The following is a 17850-nucleotide window of genomic DNA, read 5'->3' as shown; positions in this document are numbered from 1 at the left end:
GTTAAATTGCGTATTCAGATCGACTTGTTTTTTCTAACATCCTAAGTATTGATGGATTGAACCCTACCATATCCTCCACAGAATCAAAAGGGATCCAGGCCAAATCATTACTTTCACTGCTGATCGTAAGCGGTTCGTTCAGTTCTGCTTCGATCAAGTATCTTACATCATAATGAAAATGCTCAGGTATTTCTCCCTTTTGGGGAATAACATGTTTATCAATATCAAAAATACCATTTCCTACCAATCTCAAAGATGTTAAGCCACTTTCTTCTCTTGCCTCCTGCATTGAAACTTCCAAAAGGTTTTCTACCCCATCAGCATGTCCTCCCAATTGAAGCCATCTATTGAGTTTTTTATGAAGTGTCAGAAGTGTGTGGGTTCTTCTTTTATTTACAATCCAAGCAGAACCTGTAAAATGTCCTTCAAGCCTTGACCTCAAAAAGGCATTTTCGTCAAAAGTCAACTCTATAAATTCATCTACAAAAGCAGATTCTTCTTCAAAAGGTGTTCTATAATTTTCGAGACTTTGTCTCAATATTTTTCTATCCATGAGATATTAATTTTCAAATAAATCATCCATAAATTGCTCAAAAGGCCTTGCTTTTAAGTACAAATGATCTGAATATACTGTGACTAAAACTTTTAGATAGCTAGGCTTTTCATCTACACTTATCTTCTCAATGCTTACATTTCCATAGAGTTGATCTATCTTTTTGGACAAATCAACATTGCTTAATGGAGGCTTGAAATACTGCTTTTCAGTAGTCCTAACTACATCATTTACCTCTTCTATCTTTCTGTCTAAGCTAATTTTTTGATAACCCAAATCTAACATTCGCTGCCCAAATGCAAAGAAAAGTTGTGAAAAACTTTTCTGATCAAATGTACTATCATAAGAAACTGCGAAGCCATTTGCATATGGCGAGTTCAAAATATGAACCTCTGGATTTGCATTCATCCCTGAAGTTTTGAAGTGATAATTCTTCTGGATTATGTTCATCAGGGATTTACCCTCTTCCGAAGCAATCCAGCTGGCTGTGATTTCTTCAGCATCTGGAGATTGGGTGAAGTTCTCTTTGTGTTTTACGGGTGTTTTTTTGTTGGGAAATAATTTCCCGAAAATATCATCAATGAATGAAGCCATTATCTTTTCAATTTGTAAGTACCGTCGGGCTCGGAGACAATCTCCCCCTCATCTTCCATACTTCTCAATACTTTTAGCGTATCTTGATCGTCTTTGAGCCCAGAAGTAACTGGTAGAGTCTGTAGGGAAAACGTTTTTCCATTACTTAAAGTTTGAATGATTTTTGATCTTAGCTTCAAATCCTTTGTTTCTGCTTGTTTTTTTTGATCAATACAGACATCACAAATACCACAATAATGATCACTTTCTTCTCCAAAATACTGTGAAATCTGATTAGCCCTACAGAGATTGTCATTTTCAATGTAAGCAACCATCGACGCTGCTTTGGAGATTGCATTTTGCCTTCTTTCAGCTATTCTTTTGTTATCCAAGGGCAATTTCCCAGCATCATATCGGGGAGTCAAGAAAGTTACTTGGGGTTTTTCTTTTCTTTTATGGTATGCCAAGACCCCAAACTGATCCAATAACTCCAGTTGCCTTACCAAATCCCCCTCCGGCATTCCCAAATTTTTGGCAAGTTTAGACTCTTGAATTTTGATGTATTCCATAAAAAGCTCTCCTCCATAAGTTCTAAGTAGCGCTTTGATTAATGGATCCAGTTTAGCATTTGCTATCTGAAACTCGTACAACTTGCTTTGATTTACCAAAAAATGTATGGAAGAAGGTGAGAAAAAGCTTTCATTTAGCTCCACCAAGCCTTCTTCTTGAAGTACTTTCATGGAGTTGTATGTCAGTAATACATCCAACTTATATGTTGCGCAAAAATCTGTCAAATCGAAATCATAACTGACGAACAAGCTACTTCCAACAGCGATTCTGTATTGATTGGCGAGAGATTGATAGACTTTCTTAAGGTAATCTATGGGTGGGTACGCTAATTCAGCACGCTCTGTAAGCTTTTGGATATCTTGGTCATTTGTAAGTAAAACTCCATAAGCTTTGAGCTCATCCCTACCTGCCCTGCCTGCTTCTTGGTAGTAATTTTCCAAATTTTCGGGCAAATCCAAATGAATCACCAATCTTACGTCGGGCTTATCTATTCCCATCCCAAAAGCATTGGTTGCAACCATGACGCGTATTTTATTTGATTTCCATTCCTGCTGACGTAATTCCCGAGTGGCCGAGTCCAATCCTGCATGATAAAAAGTAGCAGAAACACCAAGCTGATAAAGTTCTTTGGCTATCTCTTTCGTGCCTTTTCTATTTCTTGAATAAATAATTGCTGAACCCGGCACTTTGTTGAGGATCTGTATGGCTTTTTCAATCTTATTCTCAACCATTCGCACAGAATAGCTTAAGTTTTTTCTGGAAAATGATTTCACGAAGACATTTGGATTCCTTAGCTCCAATTTTTCTATGATATCATCTTTTACTTTCAGAGTTGCGGAAGCTGTCAATGCCATGCAAGGGATAGTAGGATGGAACTCTCTGATTTTTGCTATTTCCAAATATGGAGGTCTAAAATCATAACCCCATTGAGAAATACAATGTGCTTCATCAATTGCAATCAGGTTCACATTCATTCTTTTGAACCGCTCTAAAAAAAGCTCTGTTTGGAGCCGTTCAGGCGAAACATAGAGAAATTTGTAATTGCCATAAACACAATTGTCAAGAATTGTATCAATTTCTCTCTTTCTCATCCCAGAATAGACCGCTGCTGCTAGAATTCCTCTTTTCCTTAGGTTATCGACTTGATCTTTCATCAATGCAACCAATGGACTTACTACCAAACAAATTCCTTCTTGAGCTAATGCTGGCACTTGAAAACAGATAGACTTCCCTCCTCCAGTAGGTAACAATGCGACACAATCTTTCCCCTCCATCGCCGACAGGACGATATCAAGTTGGGACGGACGAAAATCCGCATACCCAAAGAATTTTTGGAGAACCTGAATCGCTTTGGTTTTCATATTGTTTGATTTTTTATCATCTGCGGGAGAATATTTTAGCCCGCTGATCTCGCTGATATGCGCTGATTTTTTTATACCCTTTTATCCATCAATCCTTCTGCGGTAATCTGCGAAATCTGAGGAAGATTTTTATTGCCCGCTGATCACGCTGATAGGCGCTGATTTTTTTTACACCCTTTTATACATCAATCCTTCTGCGGCTATCTGCGAAATCTGCGGGAGAATTTTTAGCCTGCTGATTACGCTGATGTACGCTGATTTTTTTTACACCCTTTTATTCGTCAACCCTTCTGCGGTTTTCTGCGAAATCTGCGGGAGATTTTTATTGCCCGCTGATTACGCTGATGTACGCTGATTTTTTTTATGCCCTTTTATACATCAATCCTTCTGCGGCTATCTGCGAAATCTGCGGGAGATTTTTTAGCCCGCTGATCACGCTGATAGGCGCTGATTTTTTTTATGCCCTTTTATTCGTCAACCCTTCTGCGGTTATCTGTGAAATCTGCGGGAGAATTTTATTGCCCGCTGATTACGCTGATGTACGCTGATTTTTTTTACACCCTTTTATACATCAATCCTTCTGCGGTTTTCTGCGAAATCTGCGGGAGATTTTTTAGCCCGCTGATCACGCTGATAGGCGCTGATTTTTTTATGCCCTTTTATTCGTCAACCCTTCTGCGGTTATCTGTGAAATCTGCGAGAGAATTTTATTGCCCGCTGATTACGCTGATGTACGCTGAATTTTTTTTACACCCTTTTATCCGTCAACCCTTCTGCGGCTATCTGCGAAATCTGCGGGAGAATTTTTAGCCTGCTGATTACGCTGATGTACGCTGATTTTTTTTTACACCCTTTTATTCGTCAACCCTTCTGCGGTTATTTGCGAAATCTGCGGGAGAATTTTATTGCCCGCTGATTACGCTGATGTACGATGATTTTTTTTATGCCCTTTTATACATCAACCCTTCTGCGGTTTTCTGCGAAATCTGCGGGAGAATTTTATTGCCCGCTGATTACGCTGATGTACGCTGATTTTTTTTACACCCTTTTATCCGTCAACCCTTCTGCGGTTTTCTGCGAAATCTGCGGGAGAATTTTATTGCCTGCTGATCACGCTGATGTACGCTGATTTTTTTTTTACACCCTTTTATACATCAATCCTTCTGCGGTTATCTGCGAAATCTGCGGGAGAATTTTATTGCCCGCTGATTACGCTGATGTACGCTGATTTTTTTTACACCTTTTTATCCGTCTACCCTTCTGCGGCTATCTGCGAAATCTGCGGGAGAATTTTATTGCCCGCTGATTACGCTGATGTACGCTGATTTTTTTTACACCCTTTTATTCGTCAACCCTTCTGCGGTTTTCTGCGAAATCTGCGGGAGATTTTTTAGCCCGCTGATCACGCTGATAGGCGCTGATTTTTTTATACCCTTTTATCCATCAATCCTTCTGCGGTGATCTGCAGGAGAATCAAAGCCCATTTACTTTTCTAAATATACCATCATTGATTCTTGCTACGTTAAAATTCACTAGAATGCCAAGTTTTTTCTCAGTAATCTTCAAGTAGGTTAGAATCTGCTTATGATGAACATCAGCAAGATTTCCAACAGACTTAACTTCGATAATCACTTTATTTTCTACTAATAGATCAATTCTAAACCCCAGATCCAATTTCACGGCTTTGTAATGAACAGGCACTGGAACTTCACGATTAACTAACAGTCCTTGATTAATCAATTCCCATTCTAAAGCTGCAACATAAACAGACTCGAATAGGCCTGGCCCTAACCCATTGTACACATCATAAATAGCTCCTCTGACTATATATGAAATATCATTTTCATTCATATTTAAAAATCTAAATTAATTCTTTCATTAAAATTGATCACCTTTACAAAGGAAAAAAACCATTAAATTGTCACAATAGAAAGCTCCAACAAAAACTCACCAACTAAGTGGCTCTTTGTTCAGAAAAGCAGCGATGCCTTTTTTACAGTCTTGTGAGCTTCTTGCTTTGGCATTCATGGAAGCAGCGTAATCCAGTCCATCTTCCAAAGATTTCTCTTGAACTCTCCCGATCATCTCTTTGGTCAGTCCCATAGCTGTGCCCGAATTTTGGGTTGCCAACTTTTGCGCATAATCAAAAACTTTTTTACCTAAATTAGATTCTTCTACGATCCAATTAATCAAACCTAAATCCTTGGCCTCTTCTGCCGAAACCAGATCCGCATCGAGCAGCAACTGTTTTGCCTTCCCCTCTCCTATTTTTCTCAGAAGAAAAACTTTTACAATTGCAGGAATAAAGCCTATTTTCACTTCTGTGTAACCAAATTTCGCATGGGGAACAGAGAATACAAAATCACAAACTGTTGCCAAACCACATCCTCCAGCCAATGCATGACCTTGGACTTGCCCAATAATTATTTTTCTGCAAGTATATATTTGGTAAAAGAGGTCTTTTAAACTTCTGCTATCCTCTAGATTTTCTTCGTAGGTATTACTCTGCATATCCTGCAATGATTCTAAGTCTGCTCCTGAGCAAAACACCTTACCCAATGCCTTGATGATTATTATTTTGACATTATCATTGTTTGCAAAATCAGTCAAAATTGATTTCATCCCTTCTACCATTTCCTCATTTAGCGCATTTCTTTTTTCAGGCCTGTTGAGGACGATGTAGCCGATCCTCTCTTGAACAAAACTATAAACGGGTTGCTTCATCATGTTTAGCTTGGGTCTTTGTTGATTAATTGATTATTCATCCTTACGGAAAGATAAAGGAGAAGATTCGCTTAACAAAAGCTTATTCTTTAAATCTCAATTTATAGGCAGTTTCACCAATTCTTAAGCTGTCCTGCTCATTTGCAGTTTCCCATTGATCATTCACAAACTTGTGTACTGCGAATAATTTGGTGTTTGCAATAAAATGCTTTGATTTTGAGATTTTCAAATACTCTTTTTGATCAGGTAAAGGTACTAGCCACTCTTTTTCGTTATCAAACCATACCATAGGGAGGCTTTCATTCACTTCGTTCGCTTTTCTATTTGGCAAAACTTTATATTCCAAATCAGCAACATCAAGTTCATGATCAAAAAAATAGAGACCTTTATAATCAATTGACAAACCAGATTTGGTGCTGTAAATGACCAAACTTGAATCGGGTTTTAAAATTACCTTTATGACCCCAAAGGCTCCATTTACCAACAATACAAATAGTATGCTGTATAGGTAATATTTATGGGGTTTGATGCATAGCAATAAAACTAATGTCAAAATCACCCAATACACAATCATGAAATCAACTTTGAGAAAAATCTCGTCAATTTTGGAATATGGAAAATCCTGAATCTTAAAAATCAAAAAATTGACCAAACAAATTAACTTCTCAGTCATCCAAGCTAAAGGAACAGCAAGTAATTTGATTTCAGAAAAAAGCATAAAAGGAACTCCAAAAGCCATAATTAAAAAAGCCCCAGGGATCACAATAAGATTGGAAAGAATAAAATAGGTTGGGAACACATGAAAATAATAAGCGGAAATCGGGAAAGTCATCAATTGGGCTGCTATGCCTACGGTGCTTATTTGCCAAACATAATCAACAATTTTAGATTTGGGATCCCAAAGCTTTACCAAGATCGGCTGTATCAACAATATCCCTGTCAATGCCAGATAAGAAAGCTGAAATCCTACTGAATAAATCAAAAAAGGATCATATAATAGTAAAATCAGAGCTGAAAGTGCTATTGCATTAAATATGGATGGATTTCTTGACTTCATCTGCGCTAATGCCATCAAAGAAAACATAGTCGCTGCCCGCATTACAGACGGAGACATTCCTGTCAACAATGCATAAACCCAAATCAAAATAATAATGAAAGAAAGATAAATTACTCTCTTCCATATTTTTAGCCTAAATGGTTTTATAAAAAGAAAAAAGAATCCGTAGATAATCCCAACATGAAGCCCAGAGACTGCCAAAACATGCATCGCTCCTGCTGTGACATAAGCTTCATTAATTTCTTTCTCAAGGTTTTTCTTTTGGCCAAGAAGCAAGGCTTTTGCGACTTGATTGGCGTGAGAATCTATGATTAGACTATCCATATTTGTCATGATTCTCGACCGTAAGCTCAAGAAAAAATCCTCAATAGGCTGAGTGGATACGTTGCCAACTTTAAGAAATTTTTCACCAACGAAATGACTGTGGCCTACCTGCTGTCTCAACATGAATTTTTGATAATTGAATTCATGTGGGTTTTTTGGGTAAGAAATAAGTTGAGGCATTCCTGAGATGATCATCAAATCACCAGGTAAAATACTTTGTTCACGTTTGTGATAGATAATTACCTCACCATTTACACGAGCTTTCCGACCTAGCGAATCCTTGACAGCAAGAACCTTTACACGATTTGCTATAGAATTTGGTTTTGGATCATCATTTGCCAAAGAGACCGCTAAGTAGGATTTTATTTGGCCTTCAAAATGGATTAGATGGTTCTTTTGGTTTTTGATGTCCTTAAGACTTGTGACAATAACCCCACAAAATATCAGTTGTAAATAGGCTAGGACTGGGATAACATTGCGAAAAGAAAAAGTATTTTTAGCATTATTCCTTATCACCAACACAATGTAAATCAAATAGATCGTACACAAAAATGCGAGCAACCAAATATCTGGCAGAAACCCAATAAAGGGATAAAGCAAAACTCCTATCAAAAAAAAGAAGGAGTATCTTAAAAAAGGAAACTCACTAAACAGCATAACTAGGAAAAGTTTGATTAAATCTAGTGAAAAAAAATAAAAAAAGGAGCTAAATATAGCTCCCTTAAATGTTTATAAACGGATAGTTTTATTAGAATCTAAAACCAACTGAGAAACCTGCCTTAAACTCTACAGCTGTAAACCGATCATTTACTTCTTGGCTAAATCCCCTAGCGATCGACGCATATGGTCCAAAAGCGAATTTATTATTGAATATCCACTTATATCCACCACCAAGTCCGATCAAAAAACTATTCATATCAACAATATTGGTGTTGTTGTTTTCAACTTCTGTAAAATCACCAAATCTATACTTGGCAAAAGGGAAGAGGTATAATTTTCCGTTTTCATCACCTACAAAGTAGAAATTATAAGACGCCATAACTGATGTGGCACTGAAGCTTTTATTGTCATTGGTACCAACATATGCAAAACGGTCGTTGATGTGTAATTCCACTCCTATCGATTGGTCATCAGCTATGAAGTGCTCGTACCCAAGCTCTACAGAACCTAGAAGTATAGTATTAAGAAAATTCAGCTTAACTTCTCCTGTAGGATATTCTTTTTCCATCACTGACTGAGCTGAAACAGAAGTAGCCAACAGAAAAAAAGCGAATACTGGTAGTAATAATTTATTCATGACTTTTAAAATTTGTTTATTAATTAAAAACTATTGCGAAATTATAAATACTTTTCCATTTGGTAATGCATAATATTGCATTCTTCAAACATCTCGCCAACTTTTTCAAAACCAAACTTTGCATAAAGTGGGATTGCTGGCAATTGGGCATGCATGTAGAGTAATTTACCCTTTGTTGATTCTTTATCTGCAATATCTTTCAATACTGCTTTGACAAGTGCTTGGCCTACCCCTTTACCTCTCATAGGCTTCAAAACAGCAAAGCGCTCCAATTTAATGCCATTTTTTGTAAACCTCCATCTAGCAGTACCTGCATCTTGACCATTTACAGATGCTAAGAAATGTATCGACTCATCTTCGAATTCATCATATTCCTCCTCTGGATCTACCTGCTGCTCAACTACAAAAACTTCCTCACGAATCTTAAAAATTGTATCAAGCTGCTCCTTCGTCGTTACTTTTTCTACGGCTATACTCATCTTTTCTTTGTGTTTTTTCGGCTTCGTCTTTTTCATAAGCCTCTATTATAGACTTTACTAGTTTATGCCTAATGACATCTTTTCCACTCAAATTGACAATTCCGATCCCCTTCACATCTTTGAGGACATGAAGTGATTCACTTAGACCTGATTTTTGTCTTTTCGGAAGATCGACTTGGGTCTGATCACCAGTGATGATAACTTTGGAATTGGGCCCCATTCGAGTCAAAAACATTTTTATCTGTTCACTTGTAGTGTTTTGTGCTTCATCCAACAAAACGAACGCATCGTGTAGTGTTCTTCCTCTCATATAAGCCAGAGGAGCGATCTCAATCACCCTTGTCTCTTGATAAAATTTCAATTTTTCGGAAGGAACCATGTCACTCAAAGCATCATAGATAGGCCTTAGATAAGGATCCAACTTTTCCTGCAAATCCCCTGGCAAAAACCCTAGGTTCTCACCTGCCTCCACTGCTGGGCGGGTAATGATGATTCTTTTTACCTCTCTGTTTTTCAGGGCACGGACTGCTAAAGCTACGGCTATATACGTTTTTCCAGTACCAGCTGGCCCAAGTGCAAAAACCAAATCATTTTTGGATGCTGACTCTACCAACTTCCGTTGATTTGCAGACTTAGGTTTGACTACCAAACCTTTATTACCATAAACAATCACATCATTCCTTTGATTTTCGTCAAAGGGTACTCCTTCGAGCGTAATGTACTCTTTTACATGTTCAGGTGTTATGTTTCCGAATCGGTTGAAATGCTGAAGAAGCATATTGATGACATCATTGATCCTCAAAATCTCAGGTGCACGACCTTGGATCCTGATTTCATTGCCTCTCGAAACAATCTTGCTTTGTGGAAAAGCAGCGGCAATCTGTCGGATATTTTCGTTTTCAGAACCCAAAAAGTCCAGTAACGAAATATTTTCTAAAGTAATTACTTTTTCTACCAATCTATTGAATTTGATTTAGATGTTTGCTTATGGTGTAAGGATAAAATTCCTACTTTTGTTCATACTTGTTACAAAAATATAAATTTTAATCGACTTGCTTATATGGCACTGATAACATTCATTTCAGATTTTGGAGACGGAGACTATTATGTTCCCGCAGTAAAGGCGAAAATGTTATCCATTAATCCCCAACTGAACATCATTGATATTTCTCATAAGATAGACACTTATGATATTGCACATGCTGCTTTTGTATTGAGAGCTGTATATAAAGACTTTCCAAAAGGAACAGTTCATCTAGTTGCCCTAAATGGAACGAGTAATATGACAGATGGTTTTATAGGAATCAAACTCGAAGAGCATATTTTTATTGGCCCGAACAATGGTGTTCTAAGCTTGCTGGCTGATTATGATCCAGGCATCATCGTTCAGTTTGCAGATATCCATCTCAAAGACAGCACATTTCCCGCAAAGGACATCCTAGCTCCAATTGCTGCAAAAGTGGCCTCAGGCGCTGCAATCCATGATTTCGGAGGGCCTTTGATGCAGATGAAAAAAATGATGTCTCGGCAGTTCAAAGCAACTAGAAAACAGATCGTTGGACATGTGGTAAGGGTGGACAATTACGGAAACTTGATCACAAACATCAAAAGGGACGCTTTTGAAAAACTGAATCCTGGGAGGTTTGTGATAGAATTTAGCAGAGAAGGTTTGACCAAAATCAACAAATCCTACGACAATGTCGAACCTGGAGATTGCTTTGCCTTTTTCAACAGTTTAGACCTCTTGGAAATCGGCATCAATCATGGTCATGGTTCAGACTTGTTGGGGTTGAGGTTAGATAGCCCTATTTACATCAATTTTGAAACTGAGGAATAAGATGCTGAAGCGAATTGTAAGAATGACTTTCCAAGAAAATAAGGTGGAAGAGTTTCTAGAGAATTTCAATCGAAACAAGGAAAAGATCAGAAATTTTCCAGGTTGTCATCATTTGGAGCTATGGCAAGATGAAAACTTTAAAAATATTTTCATGACGTACAGTTTTTGGGAAGACGAAAAATCACTGAACCAATACCGTGATTCTGAACTATTTAAATCTGTATGGAGCGTCACAAAGCCGCTTTTCTCAGAAAAACCTAGTGCATTTAGTGCGAAAAAAATCATAGAACTGCCCTAAGAGGCTTGCACAGAAAAAAAATAGTCTTCATATTTGCATCCCGATCAGCAAGGAACGGAAAGCTCATCTGCCCAGATGGCGGAATTGGTAGACGCGTTGGTCTCAAACACCAATGCCGCAAGGCGTGCCGGTTCGACTCCGGCTCTGGGTACAAGAAACCCCTTTAGAAGTAATTCTGAAGGGGTTTTTCTCTTTTTTGGCAAATCCTTTTGTTATTTTTCAGCCAAAGCTTGTATTAATATTCTATTAAGAGACTAAAATTACATATCATCAACTCTTCACAAAACACATTTTTGCCATAACTGAATTTTTTATTATCCTCATTTATAACTGAAAGTCTTATGAATAGATTTTTAGAATAAAGACTTTAAACAAACATTCTAATTACCCTTGACATAAAACCTATTTAAAATTTCAAAATACATAATTTCAAATGTTTTTTTTATGCAATTTGAAAGTAAAACTTTCAAATTGCATACTCTTTTATTATTTTTCATCCAAATTGAAGTTTATCATGATACAAAGAGATCTTGAAAGTAAGTAAAAATATGGTTTAGGATCAATGCCCGTAGCCTTAATTCTTGGTCCAAGGCAGGTGGGAAAAACAACCTTAGCACTAGAATTATCACGGGCAATGATTGGTAAACCTATCCATTACTTAGATTTGGAATTGGATTCCGATCTGGCAAAGCTGGATGATGCGGAAAGTTATTTAAGAAGATTTGAAAATCAACTTTTGATCATAGATGAGGTACAGAGGAAACCTGAACTGTTTAAGACACTCAGAGGACTGATAGATATTCGAAAAAGAGCAGGTGAGAAAGCTGGACATTTTCTTCTTCTTGGTTCTGCATCAAAAGTCCTCTTGCAACAATCCTCTGAAACCTTGGCTGGTAGGATCAGGTACTTAGAACTCACTCCCTTTACAGCTTGGGAATTGTATGAGGATGATTCTCTAGGATTCAATTTTGAAAAATTGTGGTTTAGAGGAGGCTTTCCAGATAGTTATTTGGCAGAAAATGACAAGGATAGTTGGGACTGGCGCTATGACTTTATCAGCACTTATGTTGAAAAAGACATCCCATTATTTGGCCCACAAGTACCTGCAGCGAGAATGAAGAGGTTTTGGATGATGTTGGCACATTATCATGGCCAGCAAGCGGTACTTAGCGAAATCGGAAAAAGCCTCGAAGTGAGTCATACTACCATTAGAACATATCTTGATACTTTGCAGGACTTTTTTATGGTTCGTCAGCTACAATCTTGGTCAGGTAATACAAAAAAGAGACTGGTCAAATCTCCAAAAGTCTATATCCGTGATTCAGGACTGTTACACAGTTTATTGAATATTTCGAGTTTTGATCAGCTTCTAGGTCATCCGTTGGTTGGTTCCAGTTGGGAAGGTTTTGTGATAGAAAACACGCTTAACTACTTACCCCCTACTTGGAAGCCTTCCTATTACCGCTCAAGCAATCAAAATGAAATTGATTTGGTACTGGAAGGACCAGATGATGCTGTCTGGGCTATTGAAATCAAAAAATCCCTTGCACCAAGTATCAGTTCGGGATTCCATAGAGCAGCTGAAGACATAAAAGCCACCAAGAAATTTGTAGTCTATTCTGGTTCGGATCAATTCCCTATAAAAGGCAATACAGAAATGATTGGGCTAATTGCTTTTTTAAAAATAATACAAAACTTAGCTATTTAGTAAAGTGAATTTGAAAATGTAAGGCTATATCAATTTCCATTTTATGATTATAAGCTTCTTTGCAATAAGCATTGGTTTCATAGTTGATTGCTCGCCTATTTTATTATCAAGTAATATCAGTTCTAGGCTAAATCAGGTTTTTCTATCATTACTGGCAAAACTCTGTTTATTCATGTTCTGTTTTTCATAATTTTAAACTAAATTTTCAAATTCCTCTTTTTTAAATGCCATAAATATTTAAACAGAAATTATCAATGATTATGACCAAATCCACTTTTGATACTATTGACAAACTCTTGGACCTGCTTAAAAAAAAGCATCCCGAAGCATTTTTGAATGATGAACTTGATTTAAATAAACTAGATGATATCCTACAAAATGAAAATCAAATAAAATCAGGATTACAATGGTTGGGAAAGGAAGCATCCAAAAACCAAGCTCTTTCCAAATCAAATTTCAAACTGACCCCAAACCCTGAAAAATCCATTGAATTCAATTCTTCAGAAAACATTTTTATTGAAGGTGATAACCTAGATGCGCTAAAGCTGCTTCAAGAGAATTTCACCGAAAGAATCAAGGTCATCTATATAGACCCACCATACAATACGGGATCAGAAAATTTTGTCTATTCTGATAAGTTCTCAAGTTCCAAATCAAGTCAAAAACTAGAAAACCACTTCGAATCAACCCATTCCAATTGGCTATCAATGATCTATCCAAGATTGATCTTGGGAAGAAAGCTCCTAAGAAATGATGGGCTGATCTTCGTAAGCATTGATGATCACGAACTTGCAAACCTGAAGCTTTTGATGGATGAAGTGTTTGGAGAAGAAAATTACATTGAGGTTTTTTCCTGGGTAAAATCCGAAACCCCTGCCAATCTTTCACGAAAGAGCAAAAAAGTGGTAGAGTATGTCCTTTGCTATCAAAAGATGAAAGATAAAAGCAAGTTCAAAGGAATCAAGAAAACCAGTCCCAGCAGCAACGGATTACTCAATCAAAGCAACACGATCAATATTTTAACATTTCCAAAAAACAAAGTTGCAACAAGAATCCCTGATGGGAAAATCCCAAAAGGCAACTACGGTACTGATAAGTATGCAATCGAATTATTGGAGGACACGGAAGTTAGTGCTGGTTATTTTACCAAAAAAATAACCCTCAAAGCCAAATTCAAATGGACACAACCAAAGCTGGATGAAGAGATCAAAAAGGGGACTTTCATACAAATCCCCACAATCAAACTCAGTCCAGCTTACGAAAAGCTTTCTTATGACGAAGAAGCCCCCCCTAACCTTATCAACCACAAGGTAGGTGTGGACACCAATGAAACTGCGAGCAAGGAATTGCAGGTAATGTTGGGAGCAAAAGTTTTTGACTTTCCCAAACCTCCAAGCTTGATCAAGTATCTTTTGGGTTTTTCGGATGATCCTGAAGGTATAATCTTGGACTTTTTTGCTGGCTCTGGCGCTACAGCACAGGCTGTATTGGAGATGAATGAAAAAGACCTAGGAAACAGAAAATATATTTGTATCCAACTTCCAGAAACCATCAAGTCTAATTCAGAAGCATTCAAAAATGGTTTCAGAAAAATCTCAGAAATCACGCACAAAAGGCTAATTCTTTTGCACAAAAAACACAAAACTTCCTTTCCAAAAATTGATTCCGGATTTAAGTATTTTGAATTGAAGGAAATTGAAAACTAGGCTTTCTTAGTATTAAAACAAACCATACTATAACTCTTTAAACTCAACTTTTTATGATTATCAAAAATTTTGATTTTGAACTCTTTGAAAAAAAAGCTCAAGAAAAAGCCTCAGAAATGATAAAAAACGGGCTTTATTCCCGTTTTGGGCTGAATGCAGGTGAAAGATTTAGCAAGGCTTTTCTTGGCTGCCTTGGAGAACTTGCTTTTGCCCATTGGCTCGAACAAATGGCTGTCAAATACGAAATGGACACGAAGAGATTCGATGACAGGAATTCGGACGAATTCGATTTTCTGATCAATGGAAAAAAAATCGATGTGAAAGTCGCTCTGAAATCAACGAGCAATCCTCCAAATGACAATTGGACTTATGGATATCCTCATGAACAAAAACCACAGAGCAAAGATTTTGTAGTGATAGGCTGGATAGATAAAATCCGTAGAGAAATTGGCTTTTATGGCTGGCTTTCAGGACATCAAATTTGCAAATCACCAATAGTCCTAAAGAATAGCTTCAAAGGTTATTGTTACAAAACGCCCAACCATGAATTCCGATGGGGCTTGATGAATAAGAATTTTGAAAGATTGCTTTCAATATTAAGCTAAAACCTTCTTAAAACTGTGCAATCACTAAAAATAAAAACGTATGTTTGCATAAATCACGAATAATCTGTAGTTGCCAATCACCCCAAACTATGATTAGAAAAGACTTGAATTCCGAAATTCTCGAAAAGCTAGACTATTTTTTTGAAATCTCCCCAGATTTATTTTGCATAGCCGGCTATGATGGTTTTTTCAAAAAAATAAACCCAGCTGTCAGCAACCTATTAGGTTATGACGAAGAGACACTGTTCAGCACACCGATCAATGATTTTGTTCATCCAGAGGATCAAGAAGTAACGGCGAAAGCTCGCAAAGAGCTCACCAAAAGTAAGCCCCTTTTGAATTTTGAAAATCGATACCTTACAAAAAACGGGGAGATAGTATGGCTTTCATGGACTTCTATGTTTCTGGAAAAAGACAGGTTGGTTTTTGCCATTGCAAAAGACATCACATACAAGAAAAAGCTGGAAGCAGAAAGAAATCAACTGCTGTCCAATCTTATGATGATCAATAAAGAAATGGAAACTTTGACATATAGAACCACGCATGACTTAAGGTCGCCCGTCAATAATTTCATTGCTATTTTAAACTTAATCGATCAATCAAAAATCGACGATAGGGAAAATATAGAATTGCTTGGCCTCCTCAAAGAATCAACAGAAAATTTGAAAAACAAACTAGACAGCTACGTCGATTTGCTTAGCAAAAGAAGCTTGGAAGAAAGTAAATTTGAGACTGTCAGGTTTGAAGAAGCTTTGAATGAAGTAAAAAACTCCATTCATTCGTTGATATCATCTTCCAATACGACTATAGAAACTGATTTTTCACGTGTAGAAACAGTAATATTCAATAGAGAATATATGGAGAGTGTCTTTTTGAATTTGATTACCAACTCCATTCGTTATGCACAGCCAGGTCAGCCACCATTCATCAAAGTAAAAACCAAAAAAACAGGCAAAACCCCAATAATGACAATAGAAGATAATGGGATGGGTTTTGATATGGAAAAAGTGAAAGGAAAGATTTTTGGTCTTAATCAAAAATTCCATTCTCATGAAGATAGTAAGGGGATCGGACTTTATTTAATCTACAATCAAATCAAAAAACTCTATGGGAATATAGAAGTAGAAAGTGAAGTAAACACGGGAACAAAGTTCACAATCACCTTTCAGTCACTTTGACTTTCACCTGAATGCTTATACCTACATTATAAACTTCCATTTTAAAACATTTAAATCTAAAGTATTGAAGCCTTTACGTCTCTAAAGTCTCGAAGTTGAGCTTATTATTTCAATTTTCAATCTTAGTAAAAATTGATAAAACCAATATGGATTATAATGATTCTCGTCAAGCGGCCATAAGACTTTATCGCAAACTGAATCTAGGTTGGATTTTCAACACCTCTACTTTCACAGGAAATTTCATTCTAGCTTTAGTCATTGGCTACTTTTTCGACAAGCTCGGCTATGCCGACGATGCCAATTATGTGTTTTCCCTTTCAATCCTTGCCATTGGCCTTTGGATTACCGAAGCCATCCCACCATTTGCAGTTGGCATATTCATCATTGCTGGGTTGCTTCTGGGCTTTGGAACTGACTTTATCCTAGAAGATCATAGGACACCAGTAGAGATGTACCTTGGCACATGGACTAGCAATGTTATTTGGTTGCTTTTGGGTGGTTTTTTCCTTGCTGAAGCGATGTCCCAAGTAGGTATTGACAAGTCGCTTTTTCGCTTTACTTTAAAAAAATTCGGAAGCAAACCCGATCGATTGCTGATGGGATTGATGTTTACTACTGCTGTCGGAAGTATGGTCATGTCAAATACGGCTACTACTGCCATGATGATCTCTTCCGTCCTTCCCTTGGCCAATCTGATGGGGAAAAACTCCACCTACACAAAAGCACTGTTAGTGGGAATACCCGCCGCTGCCACTTTGGGCGGAATGGGTACGATCATCGGAAGTACCCCAAATGCCATAGCAGTTGGTGCTTTGCAGGAAAAAGGTGTAAATATCACCTTTATAGAATGGATGATTTTTGGTCTTCCGACAGCTTTATTGGCAACATATATTTTCTGGCAGTTCCTTTCAAAATCACTCAAAATCAAGGATGTTAATTTAGACTTGGAAAAACTTTCACAGACTGATGCTAAAGTCAAAGGGTTCAAAAAGAACGCTGTTATTTTCACCTTGATTGTCACTATTATTGCTTGGCTAACTGAGCCCATTCATCATATTCCTATAGCGGCCACTTCTGCAATTCCGATCGTACTTCTCACATTATTTCAAATCATTGTAGCAGAAGATGTGAGAAGGCTGCCTTGGGATACATTGATGCTTGTAGCAGGTGGATTGGCACTAGGTATTGCCATGGTCGATGTGGGACTGACTGACATTATCATGGAGAAAATCGAAAAATTGCCCATTCCAATGTTTGGAGTAGGAATTGTATTTGCGATTATTGCTGTCTTGATTTCCAACATCATGAGCAATACAGCAGCTGCAGCAATCTTGGTTCCTTTAGGATTGGCTCTTCCGGGGATTTGGGGATTTGCTACGCCGCTGATTGTAGCGATGAGCTGTTCTTGTGCGCTTTTGCTTCCTGTATCTACACCTTCCAATGCCATTGCCTACTCTACAGGGATGGTTGAGCAAAAGAACTTTCGGAGCGGGGGCTTATTGATGATTGTTATTGGTCCCATCCTCGCTTTTGTATCGGTGATGATTTATAGCTTGATCTTTGGAAGTGCTTAGATTGAG

The 17850-nt window shown here is 37.5% G+C and carries 16 protein-coding genes and 1 tRNA gene; 8 read left to right on the top strand and 9 right to left on the bottom strand.

Annotation, left to right across the window (positions count from 1 at the left end):
* Nucleotide 1: 1 nt before the first annotated feature.
* The 9 genes from MM236_RS14955 to MM236_RS14915 form a co-directional block, all read right to left on the bottom strand.
* A complete protein-coding gene (locus MM236_RS14955) occupies nt 2-553 on the bottom strand; it encodes an NUDIX hydrolase (protein WP_241275795.1) in 552 nt (183 codons plus the stop codon).
* 6 nt (nt 554-559) lie between these two features.
* Nucleotides 560-1147 (bottom strand): hypothetical protein, encoded by a 588-nt coding sequence (locus MM236_RS14950; protein WP_241275794.1) that lies wholly within the window; start codon nt 1145-1147, stop codon nt 560-562.
* Nucleotides 1147-3057 carry a RecQ family ATP-dependent DNA helicase gene (locus MM236_RS14945; protein WP_241275793.1) on the bottom strand — a complete coding sequence of 637 codons (1911 nt, stop codon included), beginning with the start codon at nt 3055-3057 and terminating at the stop codon, nt 1147-1149. Before MM236_RS14945 ends, MM236_RS14950 begins: the two co-directional genes overlap by 1 nt.
* Before the next feature lie 1473 nt (nt 3058-4530).
* Nucleotides 4531-4908, bottom strand: a complete 378-nt coding sequence (locus tag MM236_RS14940) for a GxxExxY protein (RefSeq protein ID WP_241275792.1) — start codon at nt 4906-4908, stop codon at nt 4531-4533.
* Between the two features lie 96 nt (nt 4909-5004).
* Nucleotides 5005-5784, bottom strand: a complete 780-nt coding sequence (locus MM236_RS14935) for an enoyl-CoA hydratase/isomerase family protein (protein ID WP_241275791.1) — start codon at nt 5782-5784, stop codon at nt 5005-5007.
* 79 nt (nt 5785-5863) lie between these two features.
* Nucleotides 5864-7819, bottom strand: coding sequence for a ComEC/Rec2 family competence protein (locus MM236_RS14930; protein WP_241275790.1), 1956 nt, complete (start codon nt 7817-7819; stop codon nt 5864-5866).
* Between the two features lie 91 nt (nt 7820-7910).
* Entirely contained in the window at nt 7911-8459 is a 549-nt protein-coding gene (locus MM236_RS14925; RefSeq protein WP_241275789.1) for a DUF3575 domain-containing protein, read from the bottom strand.
* A 41-nt stretch (nt 8460-8500) separates the two neighbouring features.
* Nucleotides 8501-8938, bottom strand: a complete 438-nt coding sequence (locus MM236_RS14920) for a GNAT family N-acetyltransferase (protein WP_241275788.1) — start codon at nt 8936-8938, stop codon at nt 8501-8503.
* Nucleotides 8895-9896, bottom strand: coding sequence for a PhoH family protein (locus MM236_RS14915; protein WP_241275787.1), 1002 nt, complete (start codon nt 9894-9896; stop codon nt 8895-8897). The genes MM236_RS14920 and MM236_RS14915 overlap by 44 nt, the downstream gene beginning before the upstream one ends.
* A gap of 102 nt (nt 9897-9998) precedes the next feature.
* Here MM236_RS14915 and MM236_RS14910 point away from each other — a divergent pair, with 102 nt between their 5' ends.
* The 8 genes from MM236_RS14910 to MM236_RS14875 all read left to right on the top strand — a co-directional run bounded on the left by MM236_RS14910 (nt 9999) and on the right by MM236_RS14875 (nt 17844).
* Nucleotides 9999-10775, top strand: coding sequence for an SAM hydrolase/SAM-dependent halogenase family protein (locus MM236_RS14910; protein ID WP_241275786.1), 777 nt, complete (start codon nt 9999-10001; stop codon nt 10773-10775).
* A 1-nt stretch (nt 10776) separates the two neighbouring features.
* Entirely contained in the window at nt 10777-11073 is a 297-nt protein-coding gene (locus tag MM236_RS14905) for a putative quinol monooxygenase (RefSeq protein WP_241275785.1), read from the top strand.
* A gap of 69 nt (nt 11074-11142) precedes the next feature.
* Nucleotides 11143-11224 (top strand) — tRNA-Leu (locus MM236_RS14900).
* 411 nt (nt 11225-11635) lie between these two features.
* On the top strand, nt 11636-12781 hold the full coding sequence (locus MM236_RS14895) for an ATP-binding protein (protein WP_241275784.1): 1146 nt from the start codon (nt 11636-11638) through the stop codon (nt 12779-12781).
* A gap of 254 nt (nt 12782-13035) precedes the next feature.
* Complete coding sequence (locus MM236_RS14890) at nt 13036-14487, top strand: site-specific DNA-methyltransferase (RefSeq protein WP_241275783.1); 1452 nt, start codon at nt 13036-13038, stop codon at nt 14485-14487.
* Between the two features lie 53 nt (nt 14488-14540).
* Nucleotides 14541-15092 (top strand): hypothetical protein, encoded by a 552-nt coding sequence (locus MM236_RS14885; RefSeq protein WP_241275782.1) that lies wholly within the window; start codon nt 14541-14543, stop codon nt 15090-15092.
* An 89-nt stretch (nt 15093-15181) separates the two neighbouring features.
* Complete coding sequence (locus MM236_RS14880) at nt 15182-16270, top strand: PAS domain-containing sensor histidine kinase (protein WP_241275781.1); 1089 nt, start codon at nt 15182-15184, stop codon at nt 16268-16270.
* Between the two features lie 146 nt (nt 16271-16416).
* Complete coding sequence (locus MM236_RS14875) at nt 16417-17844, top strand: SLC13 family permease (RefSeq protein WP_241275780.1); 1428 nt, start codon at nt 16417-16419, stop codon at nt 17842-17844.
* Nucleotides 17845-17850: the final 6 nt, after the last annotated feature.

This window comes from Belliella calami, from assembly GCF_022549695.1.
Lineage (GTDB): Bacteria > Bacteroidota > Bacteroidia > Cytophagales > Cyclobacteriaceae > Belliella > Belliella calami.
The sequence above is the reverse complement of the archived record's forward strand: the minus strand, read 5'-3'. Positions and strand labels throughout refer to the sequence as shown.